This is a genomic window from Leyella stercorea, assembly GCF_021531655.1.
Genome location: NZ_JADYUF010000034.1, coordinates 11,883 through 30,798, shown reverse-complemented (window position 1 = coordinate 30,798; position 18,916 = coordinate 11,883). Strand labels below are relative to the sequence as shown.

At 48.3% G+C, this 18,916-nt stretch carries 22 protein-coding genes; 9 read left to right on the top strand and 13 right to left on the bottom strand.

Annotation, left to right across the window (positions count from 1 at the left end; all coding sequences use genetic code 11):
* The first annotated feature begins 51 nt into the window (after positions 1–51).
* The 3 genes from I6E49_RS10375 to I6E49_RS10365 all read left to right on the top strand — a co-directional run bounded on the left by I6E49_RS10375 (position 52) and on the right by I6E49_RS10365 (position 3,232).
* Positions 52–693: a DUF4827 domain-containing protein gene (locus I6E49_RS10375; RefSeq protein WP_235402175.1), complete on the top strand. Its 642-nt coding sequence runs from the start codon at positions 52–54 to the stop codon at positions 691–693.
* Positions 694–770: 77 nt separating this feature from the next.
* Complete coding sequence (glmM, locus tag I6E49_RS10370) at positions 771–2,156, top strand: phosphoglucosamine mutase (protein ID WP_235402174.1); 1,386 nt, start codon at positions 771–773, stop codon at positions 2,154–2,156.
* A gap of 134 nt (positions 2,157–2,290) precedes the next feature.
* Positions 2,291–3,232 (top strand): DUF5106 domain-containing protein, encoded by a 942-nt coding sequence (locus tag I6E49_RS10365; protein ID WP_235402173.1) that lies wholly within the window; start codon positions 2,291–2,293, stop codon positions 3,230–3,232.
* A 27-nt stretch (positions 3,233–3,259) separates the two neighbouring features.
* Here the strand turns inward: I6E49_RS10365 and rsgA are convergent, their stop codons facing one another.
* A complete protein-coding gene (gene rsgA, locus I6E49_RS10360) occupies positions 3,260–4,192 on the bottom strand; it encodes a ribosome small subunit-dependent GTPase A (protein ID WP_235402172.1) in 933 nt (310 codons plus the stop codon).
* A gap of 117 nt (positions 4,193–4,309) precedes the next feature.
* Positions 4,310–4,870, bottom strand: coding sequence for a ribosome recycling factor (gene frr / locus I6E49_RS10355; RefSeq protein ID WP_235402171.1), 561 nt, complete (start codon positions 4,868–4,870; stop codon positions 4,310–4,312).
* Between the two features lie 233 nt (positions 4,871–5,103).
* On the opposite strand from frr, the gene I6E49_RS10350 reads away from it, so the two are divergent.
* Entirely contained in the window at positions 5,104–7,317 is a 2,214-nt protein-coding gene (locus I6E49_RS10350; RefSeq protein WP_235402170.1) for an alpha-galactosidase, read from the top strand.
* A gap of 358 nt (positions 7,318–7,675) precedes the next feature.
* Here the strand turns inward: I6E49_RS10350 and I6E49_RS10345 are convergent, their stop codons facing one another.
* The 10 genes from I6E49_RS10345 to nusB form a co-directional block, all read right to left on the bottom strand.
* The gene (locus I6E49_RS10345) at positions 7,676–8,608 is read right to left on the bottom strand and encodes a hypothetical protein (RefSeq protein WP_235402169.1); all 933 of its coding nucleotides are present in this window, start codon (positions 8,606–8,608) and stop codon (positions 7,676–7,678) included.
* A 46-nt stretch (positions 8,609–8,654) separates the two neighbouring features.
* Positions 8,655–9,128: a DUF6108 family protein gene (locus tag I6E49_RS10340; protein ID WP_235402168.1), complete on the bottom strand. Its 474-nt coding sequence runs from the start codon at positions 9,126–9,128 to the stop codon at positions 8,655–8,657.
* Positions 9,129–9,158: 30 nt separating this feature from the next.
* Positions 9,159–9,617 (bottom strand): hypothetical protein, encoded by a 459-nt coding sequence (locus I6E49_RS10335; protein WP_235402166.1) that lies wholly within the window; start codon positions 9,615–9,617, stop codon positions 9,159–9,161.
* On the bottom strand, positions 9,614–10,114 hold the full coding sequence (locus tag I6E49_RS10330; protein ID WP_235402164.1) for an RNA polymerase sigma factor: 501 nt from the start codon (positions 10,112–10,114) through the stop codon (positions 9,614–9,616). The genes I6E49_RS10335 and I6E49_RS10330 overlap by 4 nt, the downstream gene beginning before the upstream one ends.
* Positions 10,115–10,294: 180 nt before the next feature.
* Entirely contained in the window at positions 10,295–11,101 is an 807-nt protein-coding gene (rsmA, locus tag I6E49_RS10325; protein WP_235402187.1) for a 16S rRNA (adenine(1518)-N(6)/adenine(1519)-N(6))-dimethyltransferase RsmA, read from the bottom strand.
* A 2-nt stretch (positions 11,102–11,103) separates the two neighbouring features.
* The gene (locus tag I6E49_RS10320) at positions 11,104–11,547 is read right to left on the bottom strand and encodes a DUF5606 family protein (protein WP_235402162.1); all 444 of its coding nucleotides are present in this window, start codon (positions 11,545–11,547) and stop codon (positions 11,104–11,106) included.
* Between the two features lie 92 nt (positions 11,548–11,639).
* Positions 11,640–12,212, bottom strand: coding sequence for a dephospho-CoA kinase (coaE, locus tag I6E49_RS10315; RefSeq protein WP_235402160.1), 573 nt, complete (start codon positions 12,210–12,212; stop codon positions 11,640–11,642).
* Positions 12,209–13,192, bottom strand: a complete 984-nt coding sequence (locus I6E49_RS10310) for a CdaR family protein (RefSeq protein WP_235402157.1) — start codon at positions 13,190–13,192, stop codon at positions 12,209–12,211. The genes coaE and I6E49_RS10310 overlap by 4 nt, the downstream gene beginning before the upstream one ends.
* Positions 13,193–13,217: 25 nt before the next feature.
* Entirely contained in the window at positions 13,218–13,532 is a 315-nt protein-coding gene (gene yajC, locus I6E49_RS10305; RefSeq protein WP_235402156.1) for a preprotein translocase subunit YajC, read from the bottom strand.
* Between the two features lie 35 nt (positions 13,533–13,567).
* On the bottom strand, positions 13,568–14,644 hold the full coding sequence (nusB, locus tag I6E49_RS10300; RefSeq protein WP_235402154.1) for a transcription antitermination factor NusB: 1,077 nt from the start codon (positions 14,642–14,644) through the stop codon (positions 13,568–13,570).
* Positions 14,645–14,910: 266 nt separating this feature from the next.
* On the opposite strand from nusB, the gene I6E49_RS10295 reads away from it, so the two are divergent.
* From I6E49_RS10295 to I6E49_RS10285, 3 genes are all read left to right on the top strand, one after another.
* On the top strand, positions 14,911–15,504 hold the full coding sequence (locus I6E49_RS10295) for a 50S ribosomal protein L25/general stress protein Ctc (RefSeq protein ID WP_235402153.1): 594 nt from the start codon (positions 14,911–14,913) through the stop codon (positions 15,502–15,504).
* Positions 15,505–15,645: 141 nt separating this feature from the next.
* Entirely contained in the window at positions 15,646–16,239 is a 594-nt protein-coding gene (gene pth / locus I6E49_RS10290; RefSeq protein ID WP_235402152.1) for an aminoacyl-tRNA hydrolase, read from the top strand.
* Positions 16,240–16,243: 4 nt separating this feature from the next.
* Entirely contained in the window at positions 16,244–16,669 is a 426-nt protein-coding gene (locus I6E49_RS10285) for an RNA-binding S4 domain-containing protein (protein ID WP_235392880.1), read from the top strand.
* A 37-nt stretch (positions 16,670–16,706) separates the two neighbouring features.
* Here the strand turns inward: I6E49_RS10285 and I6E49_RS10280 are convergent, their stop codons facing one another.
* On the bottom strand, positions 16,707–17,297 hold the full coding sequence (locus tag I6E49_RS10280; RefSeq protein WP_235402151.1) for a DUF4738 domain-containing protein: 591 nt from the start codon (positions 17,295–17,297) through the stop codon (positions 16,707–16,709).
* A 69-nt stretch (positions 17,298–17,366) separates the two neighbouring features.
* Here I6E49_RS10280 and I6E49_RS10275 point away from each other — a divergent pair, with 69 nt between their 5' ends.
* A complete protein-coding gene (locus I6E49_RS10275) occupies positions 17,367–18,080 on the top strand; it encodes a DUF4230 domain-containing protein (RefSeq protein ID WP_235402150.1) in 714 nt (237 codons plus the stop codon).
* On the top strand, positions 18,061–18,711 hold the full coding sequence (locus I6E49_RS10270; protein ID WP_235402149.1) for a DUF4230 domain-containing protein: 651 nt from the start codon (positions 18,061–18,063) through the stop codon (positions 18,709–18,711). Before I6E49_RS10275 ends, I6E49_RS10270 begins: the two co-directional genes overlap by 20 nt.
* The last annotated feature ends 205 nt before the right edge of the window (positions 18,712–18,916 follow it).

The following is an 18,916-nucleotide window of genomic DNA, read 5'->3' as shown; positions in this document are numbered from 1 at the left end:
TTTTGTACGATAATTAGTGATTACAATCAAATAAAAAAGAAAAAGCAATTGATGAAAACGTTAAAATTCTTGACGCTCACACTCTTAGCCATCGTGGCTCTTGCTTCGTGTAGCGACAGCGAAACTTATGCCGACATGAAAAAGAAGGAACGCTCGGCTATAAACCGATACATTGCCAACCAAAAGATAAAGGTCATATCTGAGGATGTATTCAATGCACAAAACCAGACCACTAACGTTGACAAGAACGAGTGGGTATTGTTTGACGGCACTGGCGTTTATATGCAGATTGTGCGCGAGGGATGTGGCAAGAAACTGGAAAGCGGCAAGACCGAAAAGATACTGTGCCGATTCAACGAGTACAATATTCTCGAATCAGACTCTACACTGCAATGTTCCAACATCTACTCATACCTTTGGGAAGTAGAAAAAATGACAGTGAAAAATACATCAGGTACATTCTCTGGCACATTCGACAAAGAAAGCAGTCTGATGTACAGTACATACAGCTCAACAGCTGTTCCTTCGGGATGGCTCGTTCCGCTGACTTATATCAAGCTTGGCATTCCGGCTTCAGCAACCGACGAGATTGCCAAGGTGAAACTTATCGTTCCGCACTCAATGGGACAAAGCAATGCCTCGCAGAATGTCTATCCGTGCATGTACGAGATAACATACCAGTTGGGACGATAAAACAGAATCGGCGGCCACACAACAACGGCCACCAACATACTAAAGACTAAAGTCAATCATTAATAAACATCATTACTATGACACTAATCAAGTCAATTTCAGGTATCCGCGGCACTATCGGCGGACCTACGGGCGACACACTCAATCCGCTCGACATCGTTAAGTTTACAACTGCCTACGCTACATTCATGAAGCGCAATGCCAAGACTGAAGGACGCGGCAAGATAGTAGTTGGTCGCGACGCACGTATCTCTGGCGACATGGTGCGCAACATCGTGTGCGGTACTCTTATGGGTATGGGACTTGATGTTATCGACATCGACCTCGCAACTACTCCTACTACAGAGCTGGCAGTACGCTGGACTGGCGCTATGGGTGGTATCATAATAACAGCAAGCCACAACCCACGTCAGTGGAACGCTCTGAAGCTGCTCAACAGCGAGGGCGAATTCCTGACAAAGGAGAACGGCAACGAGGTTCTGGAAATCGCCGAGAAGGAAGACTTCGACTATGCCGACGTTGACAATCTGGGCCACTACACACGCGACGACTCTATGGACGCACGTCACATTCAGAGCGTACTCGACCTCAAACTGGCTGACGTAGAGGCTATCAAGAACGCTAAGTTCAAGGTTTGTGTTGACGCTATCAACAGCGTTGGTGGTGTTATCTTGCCCGAACTCCTTAAGGCTCTCGGCGTAGAGTACACTATACTCAACAGCACACCTAACGGCGACTTCGCTCACAACCCAGAGCCATTGGAGAAGAACCTCCATGGCATCATGGACGAGATGAAGAGCGGCAAGTACGACCTCGGTATCGTTGTTGACCCCGATGTTGACCGTCTGGCTTTCATTTGCGAGAATGGCGAGATGTTCGGCGAGGAATACACACTCGTAAGCGTAGCCGACTACGTACTCTCTCACACACCGGGTAACACCGTAAGCAACCTCTCTTCTACACGCGCTCTGCGCGACGTTACCGAGAAGCACGGTGGCGTTTACACAGCATCGGCAGTAGGCGAGGTCAACGTTACTACCAAGATGAAGGCCGAGCACGCCGTTATCGGCGGCGAGGGCAATGGCGGTGTAATCTATCCGGAGAGCCACTACGGCCGCGACGCATTGGTAGGTATCGCTCTGTTCCTCTCTTCACTGGCTCACAAGAAGTGCACAGCAAGCGAGTTGCGTGCTACATTCCCAAGCTATCAGATTGCCAAGAACCGCATCGACCTCACCCCGTCTACCGACATCGACGCAATCCTCGAGAAGGTGAAGGAGATGTTCAAGGACGAGAAGATTACTGACATCGACGGCGTTAAGATTGATTTCCCCGACAAGTGGGTTCATCTGCGCAAGTCGAACACCGAGCCTATCATCCGTGTATACAGCGAGGCTGCTACAATGGAAGAGGCTGACGCACTGGGCAAGAAGCTCATGCAGGTAGTTTACGACATGCAGTAATCAAATAATACAAAATGCCGCAACATCCAATTTCATAGATGGATTGTTGCGGCATTTACGTTTATGACACTTCAGACCTTACGTTTGGAGTTATACAATTGACTTAGGGTGTTTCACCATAAAACAGAACAGACATGAGCAAATCCTTCTTTACAGCAATAGCCATAGTTACAGCTATGCTTACATGCACCAATGCCATGGCACAACAGGCCGACAACTTCCCCTACCCTACAGTGCCCGACACACTGCGCACTGCCGAAACACGTGCCATGTATGTGATGGAACACTACTGGGACCGATTCAACTTTGCCGACACCACACTCATGCACCGTCCCGAAACGACCGAACAAGGATTTGCCAACTTCATCGACCTGTTGCCGCGTGTAGCTCCGTCGACTGCCACTCTCGGCATAAAGGCATTGGCAGACCACCTCTACAACATAAAGACCGGCAAAGAAGACGACAGCAAAACACCCGAACTAATACGCGATTATTTCGCCACACTGACGGAGAAATATCTCGGCGACTCCGAATCACCGCTGCACAACGACTTGCTCTACGCTCAGTTTCTCGACGTCATGTCGGCAAATAAGTTTGCCTCAATGGCCGAACGCACACGCAACGAATACATGGCACGCAACCTGAAGAAGAACCTTCCAGGCACTACAGCCACCGACTTTGTGTACATCGACCGCAAGAACCAGCAACACCAGTTGTACAATCTGAAAGCAAAATACACATTATTATATTTCTACGACCCCGACTGCGACCACTGTCACGAAATCGCTGCACAGATTGCAGCAATGCCTGAAACGTCATCGCCAGCCATCAGCGTGCTCGCCATATATCCCTATAGCGACTCCGACATGTGGAAGACGAAGAAGTCGCGCATGCCCGCCACATGGACCGAAGGCTACAGTCCCGACGGACAAATCACCACCGATGACATATACTACATCAAGTCGGTACCGTCGGTATATCTGCTTGACGAACAAAAACGAGTAGTGCTGAAGAATCCAAGCATCACACTACTGCAAAATACATTACGGAAACTGACGGCAACAGCCACCAAGTAATATTATAAAAACAAAAAACCGCGAGGCTTAATAAGCTTCGCGGTATTTGTTTTCGTCCTTATCCTCAAGCATCGAGAGATAGCTCTGATAGCGTGATGCAGCTATGTAGTGCTCTTCAACGGCTTTCAGCACGGCACAACCAGGTTCGTGAGTGTGCGTGCAGTTGTTGAAGCGGCAGTCCTTCGAGAAGTGGAATATATCCTTGAAGTAGCTTGTCAGCTCTTCAGGCTCGATGTCGAACGTTCCGAAACCCTTGATGCCCGGAGTGTCGATAATCCATCCACCCTCGGGAAGTGGCAACATCTCAGAAAAAGTAGTGGTGTGCATACCCGTGTTGTGAGCGTCGGAAATTGACGACGTGCGCAGGTTGGCATCAGGAAGGATATGATTGATGAAGGTAGACTTGCCCACACCGCTGTTGCCGCTGAGCAATGTTATCTTGTCCTTCAGCATAGGTTGTATGCTGTCCATACCCAGTCCCGTAGTGGCCGACACAGCCACACACTCGTAGCCAATCGTACGATAGAGCGTCATCATCATCTCCTGATAGTGACGTTCTTCATCCGAGAGAATATCGGTCTTGTTGAACACGAGCACAGTCGGAACGCTGTAAGCCTCGGCAGTGGCAAGAAAGCGGTCGATGAAAATGGTGCTTGTCTGCGGATAGTTGACCGTGACGATAAGAAAAGCCTGATCGACATTAGCCGCAATGATGTGGCTCTGCTTGCTCAGGTTTTGCGACTTGCGTATGATATAATTGCGTCGGTCGCAAATGGCAGTGATGAAAGCCGTGCCCTCCTGATTGCGCACAATCTCCACACGGTCGCCCACAGCAACGGGATTGGTGCTGCGTATGCCTTTAAGGCGGAAGTTGCCCTTTATCTTGCAGTCTACATTCTGCGCGTCGTCAGTGCGCACAGTGTACCAGCTGCCCGTGTTCTTTATTACTAAACCTTGCATTGAATAAAAGTAAAAGAGTAAAAAAGTAAAAAAGTAAAAGGGTAAAAAGGTAAAAGGCAATATTATTCTTCGCCTCAATTCTACCTTTTTACTCTTTTACTTTTTTTTACCTTTACATTATACTGTCATGATTTCCTTCTGCTTTGCAGCGAGCAGGTCATCAACCTTCTTGACAAACTTGTCGTGAATCTTCTGGAGTTCGCCCTCAGCGTCCTTCTCCAAATCCTCAGACAGACCGTCCTTGATAGCCTTCTTCAGCTTGTCCTTTGTCTCCTGACGTGCGTTGCGAATCTCCACTTTAGTGCGCTCGCCAATCTTGTTGCACTGCTTGACAAGCTCCTTACGGCGTTCCTCTGTAGGCTGCGGAATGCCAAGGCGGATAATCTCGCCGTTGTTCTCGGGAGTGATGCCTACGTCGCTATCCATGATAGCCTTCTCAATCTCGCGGATCTGCTTCTTGTCGAAAGGACGGATAGCGATAGTGCGTGGATCGGGCACAGTAACGTTGGCTACCTGGTTCAATGGCACCATCGAACCCCATGAACTAACTCGAACGCCGTCAAGAATTGCCACGTTGGCACGTCCGGCACGGATGCGTGCAAGCTGCTCCTCAAGGTACATTGCACCCATTTCCATGCGCTCCTCGGCACTGTTCAATGTTTCTTTTACGTCTATCATATTAATATTGTATTAGTTTCGTACAGTCGTTTTTCAATATTCGATTTGCAAATTTAATGAAAATACTTGATACTACGCTACAATACAAACCAAAATTATTGCAATTATACTCCCTACATCACATTTAATATGGTTGACGCCCAAAAACACGACAATGAATATTTGCTTATATTAAAATTATTGGTAAATTTGCATAACTATGAACTAAGAGATGCATATAACTAAAACAAACTATGATAATTTTTTCTAAACGAATTTTTCTTCCGGCATTGGCTCTGATGATGCTTTCGGGCGCTGCCAATGCCGAGAATATCAGCGTGTCTACACCCAAGACATCGCTCGTAGTGGACGCCACCAAGGGCGGAGCATTCAAATTCGTGTATTATGGCGACAAGCTAGCGGATGCCGACATAGCCACACTCCAGGCTGGCGGAACGGCTGGCAAGGACGCTTATCCGGTGTATGGCATGATAGGCGAATCGGCTGCTGCACTTTCGGTGCGCCATGCCGATGGCAACATGACTCTTGAGATGGATGTTGATAGCTTCACCACTACAGCCGAAAAGAACGCCAAAGTGCTCAAAGTGAAGCTCAAAGACCGCGTATATCCCTTCTACGTCACCGTGTGCTACCGTGCCTACAACGATGTGGACATTATCGAGATGTGGACCGAGATAAGCAACGGCGAGAAGTCTACCGTCACTCTCGCGCAATTCGACTCAGCCTATCTGCCCATACGTCGTGGCAATGTATGGATGTCGCACTTCTACGGTGCATGGGCAAATGAGGCACAGCTGTCGGAAGAGGAGCTGAAGCCCGGCACATTCATTATTGACAACCATGACGGAACACGTAATGCACAGACATCACGTGGAGAGGTAATGTTCTCGCTCGACGGCAAGGGCAAGGAGAACACGGGCCGTGTTATCGGTGCCGCCATTTGCTATTCGGGCAACTACAAGCTGCGCACCGTGACCGACGAGTCGGAGTATCACCAGTTCTTTGCAGGCATCGACGAGTACAACTCGGAGTATCATCTCGCCAAGAACGAGACCTTCACCACTCCCGTCACAGCCTTCTCCTACAGCAAAGAGGGAATGAGCGGAGTGAGCCGTAACTTCCACCGTTGGGGACGCCAGTACAAACTGATGAACGGCAACGTCGAGCGCAAGATTCTGCTCAACTCGTGGGAGGGCGTATATCTCAACATCAAGGAGCCTGAAATGGCGCAGATGATGGCTGACATCAAGTCGATGGGTGGCGAACTGTTCGTCATGGACGACGGATGGTTTGGCAATAAGTACAAGCGAAGCATCGACAACTGTGCGCTGGGCGACTGGGTTTTAGACAAGGACAAGTTGCCTCACGGCATTGACGGTCTGCTTGCCGAAGCCAAGAAGCAGGGCATTAAATTCGGTATATGGCTCGAGCCGGAGATGGCGAACACAAAGAGTGAACTCTTCGAGAAACATCCCGAATGGGTGATCAAGGCTCCCCGCCGCGACCTTAAGTGCGGACGCGGCGGCACACAGGTGGTGCTCGACCTCGGCAATCCTAAGGTGCAGGACTTCGTGTTCTCCATCGTGGACGACATGATGACGAAGTATCCTGAGATTGACTACATCAAGTGGGACTCTAATATGAAGATAACAAACCATGGTTCGCAATATCTCACTGCCAACAATCAAAGCCATCTCTACATTGAGTATCACCGTGGTTTAGAGAAGGTATTGCAGCGCATCCGTGCCAAATACCCCGACCTCACCATCCAGGACTGCGCTTCTGGTGGCGGACGTGTCAACTGGGGCACTCTCCCCTACTTCGACGAGTTCTGGACCAGTGACAATACAGACGCCCTTCAGCGCGTATATATGCAGTGGGGAACCAGCTACTTCTTCCCTGCCATAGCCATGGCATCTCACATCTCCAATGCCCCCAACCATCAGACAGCACGCACCGTGCCATTGAAGTATCGCACCGACGTGGCTATGAGCGGACGTCTCGGCATGGAGATACAGCCCAAGGTGCTGAGCGAAGCCGACAAGGACCAGTGTCGCAAGGCTATAGCCGACTATAAGCGCATCCGTCCTATCGTACAGTTCGGCGACCTTTATCGCCTGCAGTCGCCCTACGAGAAGAAGGGTGTGGCATCGCTCATGTACGTTACTAACATGAAGGATAAGGCTGTGTTCTACTGGTGGAAGACCGAGTCGTTCTGCAATCAGCACCTGCCACGCATCCCGATGGCTGGACTCAACCCGCAGAAGCGCTATCGCATCACCGAGCTTAACCGCATCGACAAGACTCCGCTCGCCTTCGAGGGCAAGACTTTCTCAGGCGAATATCTCATGCAGAACGGCCTGGAGATTCCTTACGGTCATAATGCAGACTGGGGCAAGGCCAACGAATGGGCAAGCCGAGTGCTGCTGCTCGAAACAGCTGAGTAACAGAATTCTAACGATTGTAATTCAACATCAAAACAATTACCTTTAAAAAGGGCTCCTTTTGCACTCCAAAAGGGGCCCTTTTTCATTGCAAAACGAATCCTTTTGCCTTCCAAAACGAATCCTTTTGAAGGGCAAAAGGACTACATTTTTTTAAAGACTAATTATTAGTGTTTAATGTATTGTTTGTTTTTGGGGTTTTATGATTGGATTTTTACTCTCTCGGTAGGAATTTATTGCAACTACGCGAGGAAACAAAAACGCCACCCCGTTATTTCAAACAGAGTGGCTCACAATAAATGTTATAGTTGGAAAAAGTCCCCGTCACTTGTGCAAGTGGCGGGGACTTTACGTTTAAATCTTACAACCTCAGTCCTACTCCAACGGTGAATGGATGCCATTCGGGAGCATACTTTGTATGCAACAGCGGAGTGAGCGATGTGCGTGCGTAAAGCATCAAGAAGCCATATCCAAGACGTGCCTCAAGATTTATGCCTACAGGATTCATGTTGACATCTCTTGTCAGCGTATGCCTCTTGCCGAGCTTATAGCGTGAACGCTCCTTGGCACGAAACTCTATGGATGGGCCGAAAGCTGCATAGACATCTTCTGAGCCAATGCGGTTGGACCATTCCAGCATTATCGGAATGCGGACGGCCCAATAGCTTAGGTAGCTTTTCGACGGACGCTCACCATTCTCATCATCTCCAACAGCGAAAGGCTTAAAGCTTGTTATACCGTCAACGGTAGTAAGCATGTAGTCGGTCTTAAAGTGATGGCTGACAAAAGCCAACGACATTGCAGCCGTCACTGCCCACGAACTGCTGCTTATAGGACACTCGAACGTACAACCCGTAAATCCCCATTCACCCGACTTGCTGTCGCGCATTTCCTTACCTTCCGACTTGACACCAAATGCCGAGCCTGCGAGCATGTTGCCACCAAAGAAGAAAAACGGATAATGGCTATACTCCTGATTGCGACGCTTGCATGTCCTTTTGGGGATAAAGGGCGATGTGATATACACCTGCTCCACCTCCTGTCCGTCGACAAACTCGGTCTCTCTGACCTTCTTCATCTCTGTGCCACACTTCTTATACACACTTACATTCGTACGTTCACCATTTTGAGATATGGCAAATTTCTGACTGTTGAATACAAAAGTTGTGTCGTACATGTTCGGCACTGTGCCTGACTTCTGGGTGTATGTTGTGTCTTGCGCTGTGGTTGCCACCTGTGCTAAAGCTATGGCTGGCATGAAGGTTGCCGCCATTACCAATGTTCTGATATTCATAATATACGGTTTTTAAATTTCCAAATATTTCTATTTATATATCTTGCTATCTCTTAGTATAGCATATCGACATTATGTCGTCAGGCGACAAATCGCCTTCGATGTATATCACAGCCCCTTTACCTCGGTCGGTATGGCTAAAGAGAATATATCTATTGTTGCCTGACGGCAGTGGTGCCATCATATAGTAGCCACTTGCTATTCGTCCGTCGTCCACTACCTCACGAATCTTCTTAGCAGCCCGGCGGTCGGTCTTCAGGATGTTGTTGATGCTTGCTGCATATTTGTTATTATATGTAAGGCTCTTGTATATGGCCAGTTGATAGCCTCGGAGCTTGGTGTTATGCATCACCACCATTTTGCAACCCTTAGAATGACCGTACTGCTGGAATATGCCATTAACGGCAAGTCCATCCTGTGCGTGGCACGGAAGCATAACGCACAACGTCATGACAAACAGAAGACCCATCTTGGCTGCAATCAGCGGAGGTTTGCATATGATATCAAATAGTTTATGCATAATGTAAATGGTTTTAATTGTTGTCAAATGTTATTGCATCAGGTCGAGTGCGCTGAACGGATCGTCGTTCTCTGCCGAGACAGTCTGCAGTGCTTCATCCACCTGCTTGTTTATAACTTCTTGATTGGTGTATAGCTTTCCGTCGATGACAGCATAGTTTTGCGGTTCCGGGGCGAAAGCTTTGTTCATCGACGGCACAAGCATCACTATAGCAATGGCTGCGGCTGCCACCGCTGACGAAATCCAAATGCGAGGACGATGCAAAGCTATCAGCAATGTATTGCGGCGGTGCGGCGTCTCCCGCTCCTCGTCCACAAAACCGAACAAGGCTCGCAGCGGTCGCCACTCTTCAGGTATGTCGTCTCCGGCAAGCCGAAACCACGTGCGCAACGTAGCCTCCTCCTCGTTAGTCGTATCGCCCGACATATATCTGTCGATAAGCATCCGAATGTCGGTTTCGTGCGGTTTTGGCATTATGTCTTTTATCATGTTCCTATTCCTTTCATCATTATTTTAATGTAAGTCTCGCGTATCTTGGTCCGTGCTCTTGAGAGATTTCGCCTGAGATTATCAGCAGTGCATCCCGTTATCAGCATTATCTCGTCAGCGGTATAGCCTTCAATTTCCTTCATACGAAATATCTGCTGTTGCAGAGGTGGCAACTGTGCAACGATGTCGCGGATTAACCTTGTCTCGTCACGGAGCTCCGCCCGCCGGTCGTCCACAGCTATGTCCACTTGGTCGGGCATCGCTGCTGTATGGCTCTCGTGTCGTAGCTGGTCCAGATACAGATTGTGAATCATTGTCATGGCAAGCGACTTGAGCCGCCCTCCCGAATCGAGCCTTGAACGCATGTCCCAAAGGCGAAACATCACCTCCTGCACAAGGTCTTCGGCATTATCCTCTGACTTTGTGACACTCAGCGCATAGCCTAACAGCTCGTCGCGCATGGGCAGGATGATATGGTTAAATTCGCTTGGTTTCATTTCTCTTACATAGATATAACGTATGAAACAAAAAAATCGGACATGCTGTTCGAGATTTTTATCAGGATATATCTCTCCTATTTCCCTATAAACAAAAAAAGGCTTTACATTAGATTGTAGAGAACTAATTCTCGTTACATCTAATGTAAAGCCTTTTATCTTAAAACTCGAATTTCTAAATTACAATGTCTTTCCGATTTTTTGTGCTTCTTCTGCCACCATATTCGTAAGCTCCACAAACTGCTGCACTGAGAGTTGTTCGGGGCGCTTGGTCATGATGTCTTGAGCATAGAATTCGGGCGATGCTGAGCCACCGAATATCTGGCGCAATGATACGCGCAACATCTTACGGCGCTGATTGAAGACTGTCTTCACCACACGCTTGAACAGACGCTCGTCGCATCCAAGATCCATCACCTCATTGCGTGTCATGCGTATTACGGCACTCTTCACCTTTGGAGGCGGATTGAACACTGTCTCGTCGACGGTGAAGAGATACTCCACGTCGTACCATGCCTGAATCAATACCGACAATATTCCGTAGGCCTTGTTGCCTGGAGCCGATGCTATACGCAGAGCCACCTCGCGCTGTATCATACCCGTACAGCAAGGTATCAGCTCCTTATAATCGAGCATCTTAAAGAATATCTGCGACGAAATGTCGTAGGGGTAGTTTCCGGTGAGCACAAACTGATTGCCGTCGAAAATCTCGTTGAGATCCATGCGCAGGAAGTCCTGGCCAATGATATTCTCACGAAGTTTCGGAAACTTCTCGTTGAGATATGCCACCGACTCCTTGTCTATCTCTACCGCCTTAACGGGGCGAGGCTTGGTGACAAGAAACTGCGTCATGACACCCATGCCGGGACCTATCTCAAGCACCGGTATGTCGGGACAAACATCTACCGTGTCGGCAATAGCCTTGGCTATGCCAAGATCAGTAAGAAAGTGCTGTCCGAGATTTTTCTTTGGTCTTACGGATTTTATCATTATTCGGCCTCCTGACGGTCGTCTACATTATCACCTTCAGTAGGAGCAAGTGCTGTCTCAAAATCGGTGATGCCGTTGTTGACGAGGATGTTATACCACTGGATGAGTTTCTTGATGTCTGAATCGTGAACACGGTCACGATCGTATGCAGGCAAAACCTCAGCAAAGAAAGCGTGCAACTCATCGGCTGAACACTTCTTGTAGTTGAGTGAGCACTCCTTCGACTGCTCCTTCTCGCCAAGGCTCTTGAGTACCTGCCACAATGGGATATCCTCAGCATCGGTGTACATTGCGATGTCGGCAAGCGATGTAACACGGTCGGAAGCGAATGCCGGCATGCGACGGTGAGTAGCGTCGATAGCCTCAACGATGAGGTTACGGTTGCCACGATTGACGAGTTTGTAAAGTCCTGGTTTACCTGCTATTGAAAGAATTGTTTCCATTTTCTTTATTTATTAATTTATTAGTTATTAATTATTATTCGGGCAACTGGAATTGCACCGATATACATTCTTATATTAAATAATTACAATTATTATTCGGATAGTTTGAACAGTTGCAGCATTCGGTCTATCTGTTGCTGCAAATCGCAGGCTCCATCATTAGTTATGACGAAGCTGCTACGATGCTCTACTTCCTCATGCGGCATCTGTGCATCAATCCATTCGGCTGCACGCTCGGCTGATATTGAGTCACGCTGCATGATTCGCTGTATGCGCACATTGAGTGGTGCTGTAACACATACAATATGGTCAAAATGCACACGGCGGTCGAATCCGCTTTCAAAGAGTATGGCACTCTCAAGCCATTCTATTCCCGAAGTTTCATAATCGGCTGCCACAGCGGGATGCACAACATTATTAAGGGCCTGTTTATTATCCTCATTTGCAAGCAGAAATTCAGAAAGCACACGTTTCTGAAGCACTCCGTCGGCTGAATACACATTCTCACCAACAAGCTCCTTCAGTTGCTTCCGTAAACTGTCAGACGTTCGCATAAGACGTTTGGCGGCTGCATCACAGTCGTATATCTTGATGCCACGCTGCTCAAGCATATGGCACACATAGCTCTTGCCCGAACCTATGCCTCCTGTTATTGCTATTCTCATTGCTGTTCGATTAGATAATCCACTTGGGATATTGACAGTTTGGCGCTGCGTACGCTGTGCGGACTCGCCTTAAGGTATATGTTGCACTTGTCGGACGGATGCTCCATCAGTTCATTATAGTCGACTACAACCTGGAACTGGTCGGCTGTGATATTGCGGAACATGCTTGCTCCAACTATGAAGTTCACCTTGACGCGCGACGGGAATGTGCGCAGCACCTTGCCTTCGGGCATGTTTATCGAGCCTACCGGCACATCAATGCTCTCCTCGGTCATGATGTCGGGATAGAGACCGATGCGCACACGGTCGGGCACCATCTTCACTCCCTTTATCTTCTCAAGTGCAACAGTCTGAATGACAGTGTCGCCGAAGTTGACTATATTAATAGGTACTGTCTTGACAAAACGCAATGAGTCGAGTACGCGCTTGCTTGCATACACCGTTATCTGGTCGGGCCAGAAGCGTGTACGTGCCAGATAGTACGACTTACCCGGCACTACATAGCCAGCCATGCGTACCGGCAACTGCTTAGACACGCCGTAGTTGAAGTAGAAGTCGAGTCGGTCTGGTTTCACCTGTATGATTTTCGATTGTGCCATGAATCGCTGGCTAAGCATCTTTAGCAAGTCGGATGCTGGCACATATCCATAACCCGTCTGACGATTGGCATATACAGAGAAGTTGACTGACACCGGTTGTATCATGTCGCCATACATATATGTGGCAAGAGTGAATCCCTTGTCGCGTACTGTGACACGCACGGTATCCTCCATTTCGGTGGTGAGCACCGCATTCTTGGGCACATTCACCAGCCTTACCGGCACTTTTATTTCCTGTTCATATGTTTCGTTCAATGCCATCATGAGCCAGAATATGCTGCTCAGGAAGAGAAAGAACAAAAAAATCAGAAACTCCTTGTTCACTGAACTGAACAAGAAGTTCCTGACAACCTTGAATATTTGCGTCAAACGATATTTCATCTGGCAAACCTTCCGTATGTTTTTATTACTTCTGTACTGACTGTGCGTTATCAGCGAAAACACCAGTCTTGTCTACAGTGATGACTACACCACGTGCAATCTCCACCTCAACAGTGCCAGCTGCCAAGTCTACACGGCGTACAGTGCCATGTATGCTTCCGCCAAGGAGCACCTTGTCGTTCTCCTTGATAGCGTTCTGGAACTCACGAATCTTCTTCTGCTGTTTCTGCTGCGGACGAATCATGAAGAAATACATGATAGCAAAGATTGCCACCATCATTATAATCATTCCCATTCCACCACCTTGCGCTGCCTGAGCAGCGAGTACGATTGTATTCATTGTCTATATTATTATGTATTATTAAATTTCAAAACTTAAAACTCTTCTTCATCGGTATTGGCTTCTTCCTCCTGCTGTGCAGCATAGCGTGTGCGCAATACTTCGCCATCCTCAAGAGCTTGTTGAGCACGATTGAGACGCGGTGTTGACTGACGACGCGGAGCCGGACGACGCTGCGGACGGTCCTCTATGGTCTTCATCAGCTTGCCTGTAGAGACGAGGTAGCGTGCTATTGAGTCGAGCATACCATTGATGTATCCTCCCGACTTAGGTGTAGAGTACAACTTTGCGAGGTCTACATACTCGTTGATGGTCACACTGATAGGTATGTTGGGGAACGTGAGCATCTCGGCAATGGCAATCTGCATAATCACCACATCCATGTATGCCAAACGTGAGAAGTCCCAGTTGCGCGATGTTTCACTCATATAGCGCTGATACTGGTCGGCATTGAGAATAGTGGCACGGAACAGCTTCATTGCAAAATCCTTGTCTTCCTGGTCCTTGTATTCGGGCAGAAGGTCCTGCTTCGACTTGTTCTTCGGGTCAAAACGCTTGATGGTCTTAAGCACGAATGTATCAACCACCTCCTTGTCATCGTTCCAGTAAAGGCTCTGCTCCTCAAGCAGCTGGTCGAGAGTCTCGTTCTCCTGTATGAGCTGACGATAAAGCTTGCGCCACAACTCACGGTCGGTCTCATACGAGTCGTCGGTGTCGGCAATATAGTCGGCATAGGCCTGGCTCTGCTCTATCTGGTTGCAGAGCGAGCGTACAAACTCCAGACTGTCAGCCCACGACTGCTTTTGTGTCTCAGCAAAATCGAGCAACTGACGATTCTCCTCAAGCTGTACTGCAAACTTATTGTATGCGAATTTTTGCGACGGCATTTCTCCGCCCTCACGTACTGCACGTTGGGTTGCCACCTCAACACGGCGGCGCTCTTCTTGAGTCACTGCCACGATAAGCTCCAAGAGGTAGTTGTACAGATCGTAAGCCTTCGAAAGACTGAACAACAGTTCCTTCTCTGCGCTGTCCATGAGTTTGTTGCCGTTCTGATAGTAAGCGTAGGTTAACTGGACTATCTTGATTCTTATTAATTCGCGATTAATCATCTCTTTGATATTATATATAATGTATCTCTAATGTTTCTGTTTGTTTTTCGCTTTGCAAAAATAGACAAAATTGGATGAACTACCAAGAAAAACGGTAATAATTATACATTTTAAGGATAAACTTTGCTCATTTCAGATAAAAGATGTACCTTTGCACCGCTTTTTTGAGCACATCTATACAGAAAATAATTAAAAAATTCTCGTGTGATGGCGAATTAAGGCATAAATCACATTATTTATTAAACTTAATTTAGAGTAACACAATTATGAAAGAGATTAACGTTACAGGTCAGAAGCGTGAAGCCCTTGGAAAGAAAGCTTCTAAAACATTGCGCAAGGAAGGTCTTGTACCTTGCAACCTCTATGGTTTGGCAGAGCAGGACGGCAAGCCCGTTGCTAAGTCATTCGCTATCGCTATGACAGAGCTCCGCAAGATCATCTACACTCCGCACATCTATGTTATCAACCTCAACATCGACGGCGAGTCACACACAGCTATCCTCAAGGAGATTCAGTTCCACCCGGTAACAGACGCAGTTCTGCACGTAGACTTCCTCGAGGTTAACGATCAGAAGCCTATCACAATCGGTATTCCTGTTAAGCTCACAGGTCTTGCACAGGGTGTACGTGACGGTGGCCGCATGAACCTCTCTATCCGTAAGATTGAGGTTACAGCTCCCTACCAGCAGATTCCTGAGCACCTTGACATCGACGTTACTGCCCTTAAGATTGGCAAGAGCATCAAGGTTGGTGAGTTGAGCTTCGAGGGTCTGGAGATCGCTACTGGCAAGGAGGTCATCGTATGCTCTATCAAGATGACACGTGCCGCTATGTCTGCTGCTGCTAACGCACAGGCTTAATCAATATAGCACATTAGCACATTTAATAGAAAAAAGGAAAGCGCACGCGTCATTACGACGAGTGCGCTTTTTTGTTTCAACATGTCGATTCTATTGAGACATCAGTTAATCATTTATCATTAACAATTAATCATTAAAGAAGTGGACAAATACTTGATAGTGGGTCTTGGCAATCCCGGACGCGAATATGAGATGACTCGTCACAACACCGGATTTATGGTAGTAGACGAGCTGGCCGACAAACTTGGCGCAACGTTCGAAGACAAGCGTTACGGTTTTGTGGCCGAGACATCAATTAAGGGACGCAAGGTGTTCATACTGAAACCTACAACATACATGAACCTCAGCGGCAACGCGGTGCGCTACTGGCTTCAGAAGGAGAATATCGACCAGAGCCGTTTGCTTGTCATCGTCGACGACCTCTCCATTCCGCTTGGCGACTTCCGCCTGAAGGGCAACGGATCTAACGGTGGCCACAACGGACTGGGCAACATACAGCAGCTCATCGGACAGCAGTATGCACGTCTGCGTATGGGCATAGGTGCCGACTTCCAGCAAGGACAGCAGGTAGACTGGGTACTCGGCAGATACGACGATGACGACATGAAGACTCTGCAACCATCAATCGACATGGCAGTAGAGATAATAAAGAGTTTCGTGCTTGCCGGACTGAGCATCACAATGAACCAGTTCAACAAGTTTGGAAAGAAATCAAAGCAAACCAATCAGCAATAATCACATGTCAGAAACAGCACGCATAGACAAATGGCTATGGGCAGCGCGCATATTCAAGACGCGCTCTATCGCTGCCGACGCCTGCAAGAACAGCCGTGTGACGATAGGCGGACAGAACGTTAAGCCAAGTCACACGATAAAGGCAGGCGAAGTGGTGAGTGTAAAGAAATCGCCTATCACCTACTCGTTTCGTGTTCTCAAGACGATAGAACAGCGCGTAGGTGCCAAGCTGATACCCGAAGTGTACGAGAATGTGACCGACCCCAAGCAGTACGAACTACTTGAGATGAGTCGTATAAGCGGATTTGTAGACCGTGCACGTGGCACTGGCCGCCCCACCAAGAAGGAGCGACGTGCCCTTGATGCATTTGTCGACCCAGCCATGTTCGGTTTCGACGACATCGACGACGATATCGAAGGCGACGAATAAACAATCAGCCAAACCAACTACGACGAATAGACGGCTATTATACGCCGTCCTCGTCGTCAGCCTCATCTACAACATCGCTGGCCGTATCGAGCTGAGTGTCCTTGGCTATGTTCACAGTTCCTCCCCGCGAAATGGTAAGCACAAGCGGCACATACTCATCACTCATCTTATCTGGCGAACCAACACTTGCTGCAAATATCAACGAGCCACCGTCGGCGCGGTCGAATACAATGCCAAGCAAAGCACCATCGGCATTGTCACCGTCTACATATTTTGCAAAATCGGTCTTTGAGAATGTACGACTGAAGAAAGCCGTACCGTCTGGTCGGCTTATGGTCAGTGTTATACGATTGTCGTAGTAGCGGTTGCCCTGCTCGTCTACGGCCTGCGGAAGCGAGGTGTCTGGCTTGCGCTCAGCCATAACCTTATAGGTTCCGCCGAGCCACTCCACGTCACGCACCTGACGATATTCATCCATCTTCTGCACACCTTTCTTAGGCTTTGGAGCAGGTTTCTTCACAATGATATCTGTCGTGCGAGGTTTTTCCTTGCACGCTACAACCACGCCAAGCGACATGGCCGCCCACGCAACTATAAATAAACTCTTGAATAATGTCCGTGTCTTCATAATGACGACAAAGTTAATGCAAATCGAAGACAATACAAAATGAATTCGGTCATTTTTAAACAATAAGCTATGAGAACAGCAATAACCACACTCACACTTGTCGCCCTCACACTGCTCGCATCTTGCTCCGGTAAGAGCGACAAGCCGACGACCACAGCCGACACTATTGCCACAGCACGTGTCGACACAACACGATTGATGGTGATGCAGATACAGCGATGTTCACGTCTGTACACCACCGAGTATCGAATACACAAGGTCATAACCCACGACGACCAAGTGAAGATGAAGGGCCGCGTACTCAGCCACGACTACGACATCAACCTGCCGTTGGGCAAACGCAAGATAGCCATCCCCGTCGATGCTACCGTAAAAGCCTACATCGACTTTGCAGGTTTCTCAGATGCCAATGTACGCCGCGACTCTACACATATTGAGATTGTTCTGCCCGAACCTCGCATCGTGCTGACATCGTCACGTATCGACCACAACGGCATACGCGAATATGTAGCTCTGACCCGACGTAACTTCTCCGACGAGGAACTCTCGGCCTACGAACGACAAGGACGCGATGCCCTAATAGCCGATGTAGCCAACACTGACATTATGGAGAACGCCCGCATAGGAGCCGCCAACGTACTCATACCGATGATAGAGCAGATGGGATTCAGCCCCGAAAACATCACTATCTCGTTCAGCCGCGACTACAAGCCACGCGACATCATGAAGCTAATAGACCGTTCAACCATTGAAAACAAGCAAAATGCGAAAGTCAGAAAATAGCCCCATACGCCCCAAAGAGACGTTCTTCGGATTTTGGTTGAAGTCAACCGCCGTTAAGATTGCATTTGTTGCAATACTTATTGTGTGCGCCGTCGTCGTGGCACGCCACTACATGAAGAAGACGGTCGACACCTCTACCCCACTTCAGATTGTCACCGATCAGAGCATTGACATCACTCCGTCGCAGATACGCTCAATAGAACAGATTGGCAAATGGTCGTTTCTGGAAGTCAGCGACGAGGAAATCGTTGACACGATACGCCGCGGATTCTTCTCCGACGACGAACTGGTGCGCATATATTACGGCACTCTTCGCCTTGGCGTAGACACCCGTCAGGCTCACGAGGGCTGGATATTCATGCGTGGCGACACGCTTTGCGCCACATTGCCACCCGTAAAGCTGCTCGACAACGACTTCATTGACGAGACACGCACCCGCTCGTTTATTGAGACCGGCAAGTGGAGCCATCAGGACCGAATGCTGATGTACAACCGTGCCGATGCAATGATGCGCCGACGCTGCCTCACCCGACAGAATTACCAGACCGCACGACAGAATGCAAAGACCCAGTTTGAAAACCTGTTACGCTCCATGGGATTTGAATATGTAAAGGTTGATTTTGAAAAATAAGAACCAATAGGAGGCTATGACATCTTCGCCATAGCCCAAACAAACCAAAATCACATGAGGGTGTGGTCAAAATGGGAGTTATAGGAATTTAAGAAGAAGTTAATCCATCTACGATGGATGAAGTTAACGGACAAATGCTTTGTTTTCAGCCATTTATACATATGTCTGCTAAATTCTGTTAACTACGGGAAAAGCCCAAACTTCC

Excerpts from the sequence above, each read along its gene's own strand:
- yajC (WP_235402156.1), bottom strand. The coding sequence starts at position 13,532 with ATGAATACAATCGTACTCGCTGCTCAGGCAGCGCAAGGTGGTGGAATG.
- I6E49_RS10365 (WP_235402173.1), top strand. The coding sequence starts at position 2,291 with ATGAGCAAATCCTTCTTTACAGCAATAGCCATAGTTACAGCTATGCTT.
- I6E49_RS10340 (WP_235402168.1), bottom strand. The coding sequence starts at position 9,128 with ATGCATAAACTATTTGATATCATATGCAAACCTCCGCTGATTGCAGCC.
- I6E49_RS10285 (WP_235392880.1), top strand. The coding sequence starts at position 16,244 with ATGTCAGAAACAGCACGCATAGACAAATGGCTATGGGCAGCGCGCATA.
- I6E49_RS10295 (WP_235402153.1), top strand. The coding sequence starts at position 14,911 with ATGAAAGAGATTAACGTTACAGGTCAGAAGCGTGAAGCCCTTGGAAAG.
- I6E49_RS10335 (WP_235402166.1), bottom strand. The coding sequence starts at position 9,617 with ATGATAAAAGACATAATGCCAAAACCGCACGAAACCGACATTCGGATG.
- I6E49_RS10375 (WP_235402175.1), top strand. The coding sequence starts at position 52 with ATGAAAACGTTAAAATTCTTGACGCTCACACTCTTAGCCATCGTGGCT.
- I6E49_RS10330 (WP_235402164.1), bottom strand. The coding sequence starts at position 10,114 with ATGAAACCAAGCGAATTTAACCATATCATCCTGCCCATGCGCGACGAG.
- rsgA (WP_235402172.1), bottom strand. The coding sequence starts at position 4,192 with ATGCAAGGTTTAGTAATAAAGAACACGGGCAGCTGGTACACTGTGCGC.
- I6E49_RS10280 (WP_235402151.1), bottom strand. The coding sequence starts at position 17,297 with ATGAAGACACGGACATTATTCAAGAGTTTATTTATAGTTGCGTGGGCG.
- I6E49_RS10350 (WP_235402170.1), top strand. The coding sequence starts at position 5,104 with ATGATAATTTTTTCTAAACGAATTTTTCTTCCGGCATTGGCTCTGATG.
- I6E49_RS10320 (WP_235402162.1), bottom strand. The coding sequence starts at position 11,547 with ATGGAAACAATTCTTTCAATAGCAGGTAAACCAGGACTTTACAAACTC.
- nusB (WP_235402154.1), bottom strand. The coding sequence starts at position 14,644 with ATGATTAATCGCGAATTAATAAGAATCAAGATAGTCCAGTTAACCTAC.
- glmM (WP_235402174.1), top strand. The coding sequence starts at position 771 with ATGACACTAATCAAGTCAATTTCAGGTATCCGCGGCACTATCGGCGGA.
- frr (WP_235402171.1), bottom strand. The coding sequence starts at position 4,870 with ATGATAGACGTAAAAGAAACATTGAACAGTGCCGAGGAGCGCATGGAA.
- I6E49_RS10345 (WP_235402169.1), bottom strand. The coding sequence starts at position 8,608 with ATGAATATCAGAACATTGGTAATGGCGGCAACCTTCATGCCAGCCATA.
- I6E49_RS10270 (WP_235402149.1), top strand. The coding sequence starts at position 18,061 with ATGCGAAAGTCAGAAAATAGCCCCATACGCCCCAAAGAGACGTTCTTC.
- I6E49_RS10275 (WP_235402150.1), top strand. The coding sequence starts at position 17,367 with ATGAGAACAGCAATAACCACACTCACACTTGTCGCCCTCACACTGCTC.
- coaE (WP_235402160.1), bottom strand. The coding sequence starts at position 12,212 with ATGAGAATAGCAATAACAGGAGGCATAGGTTCGGGCAAGAGCTATGTG.
- I6E49_RS10310 (WP_235402157.1), bottom strand. The coding sequence starts at position 13,192 with ATGAAATATCGTTTGACGCAAATATTCAAGGTTGTCAGGAACTTCTTG.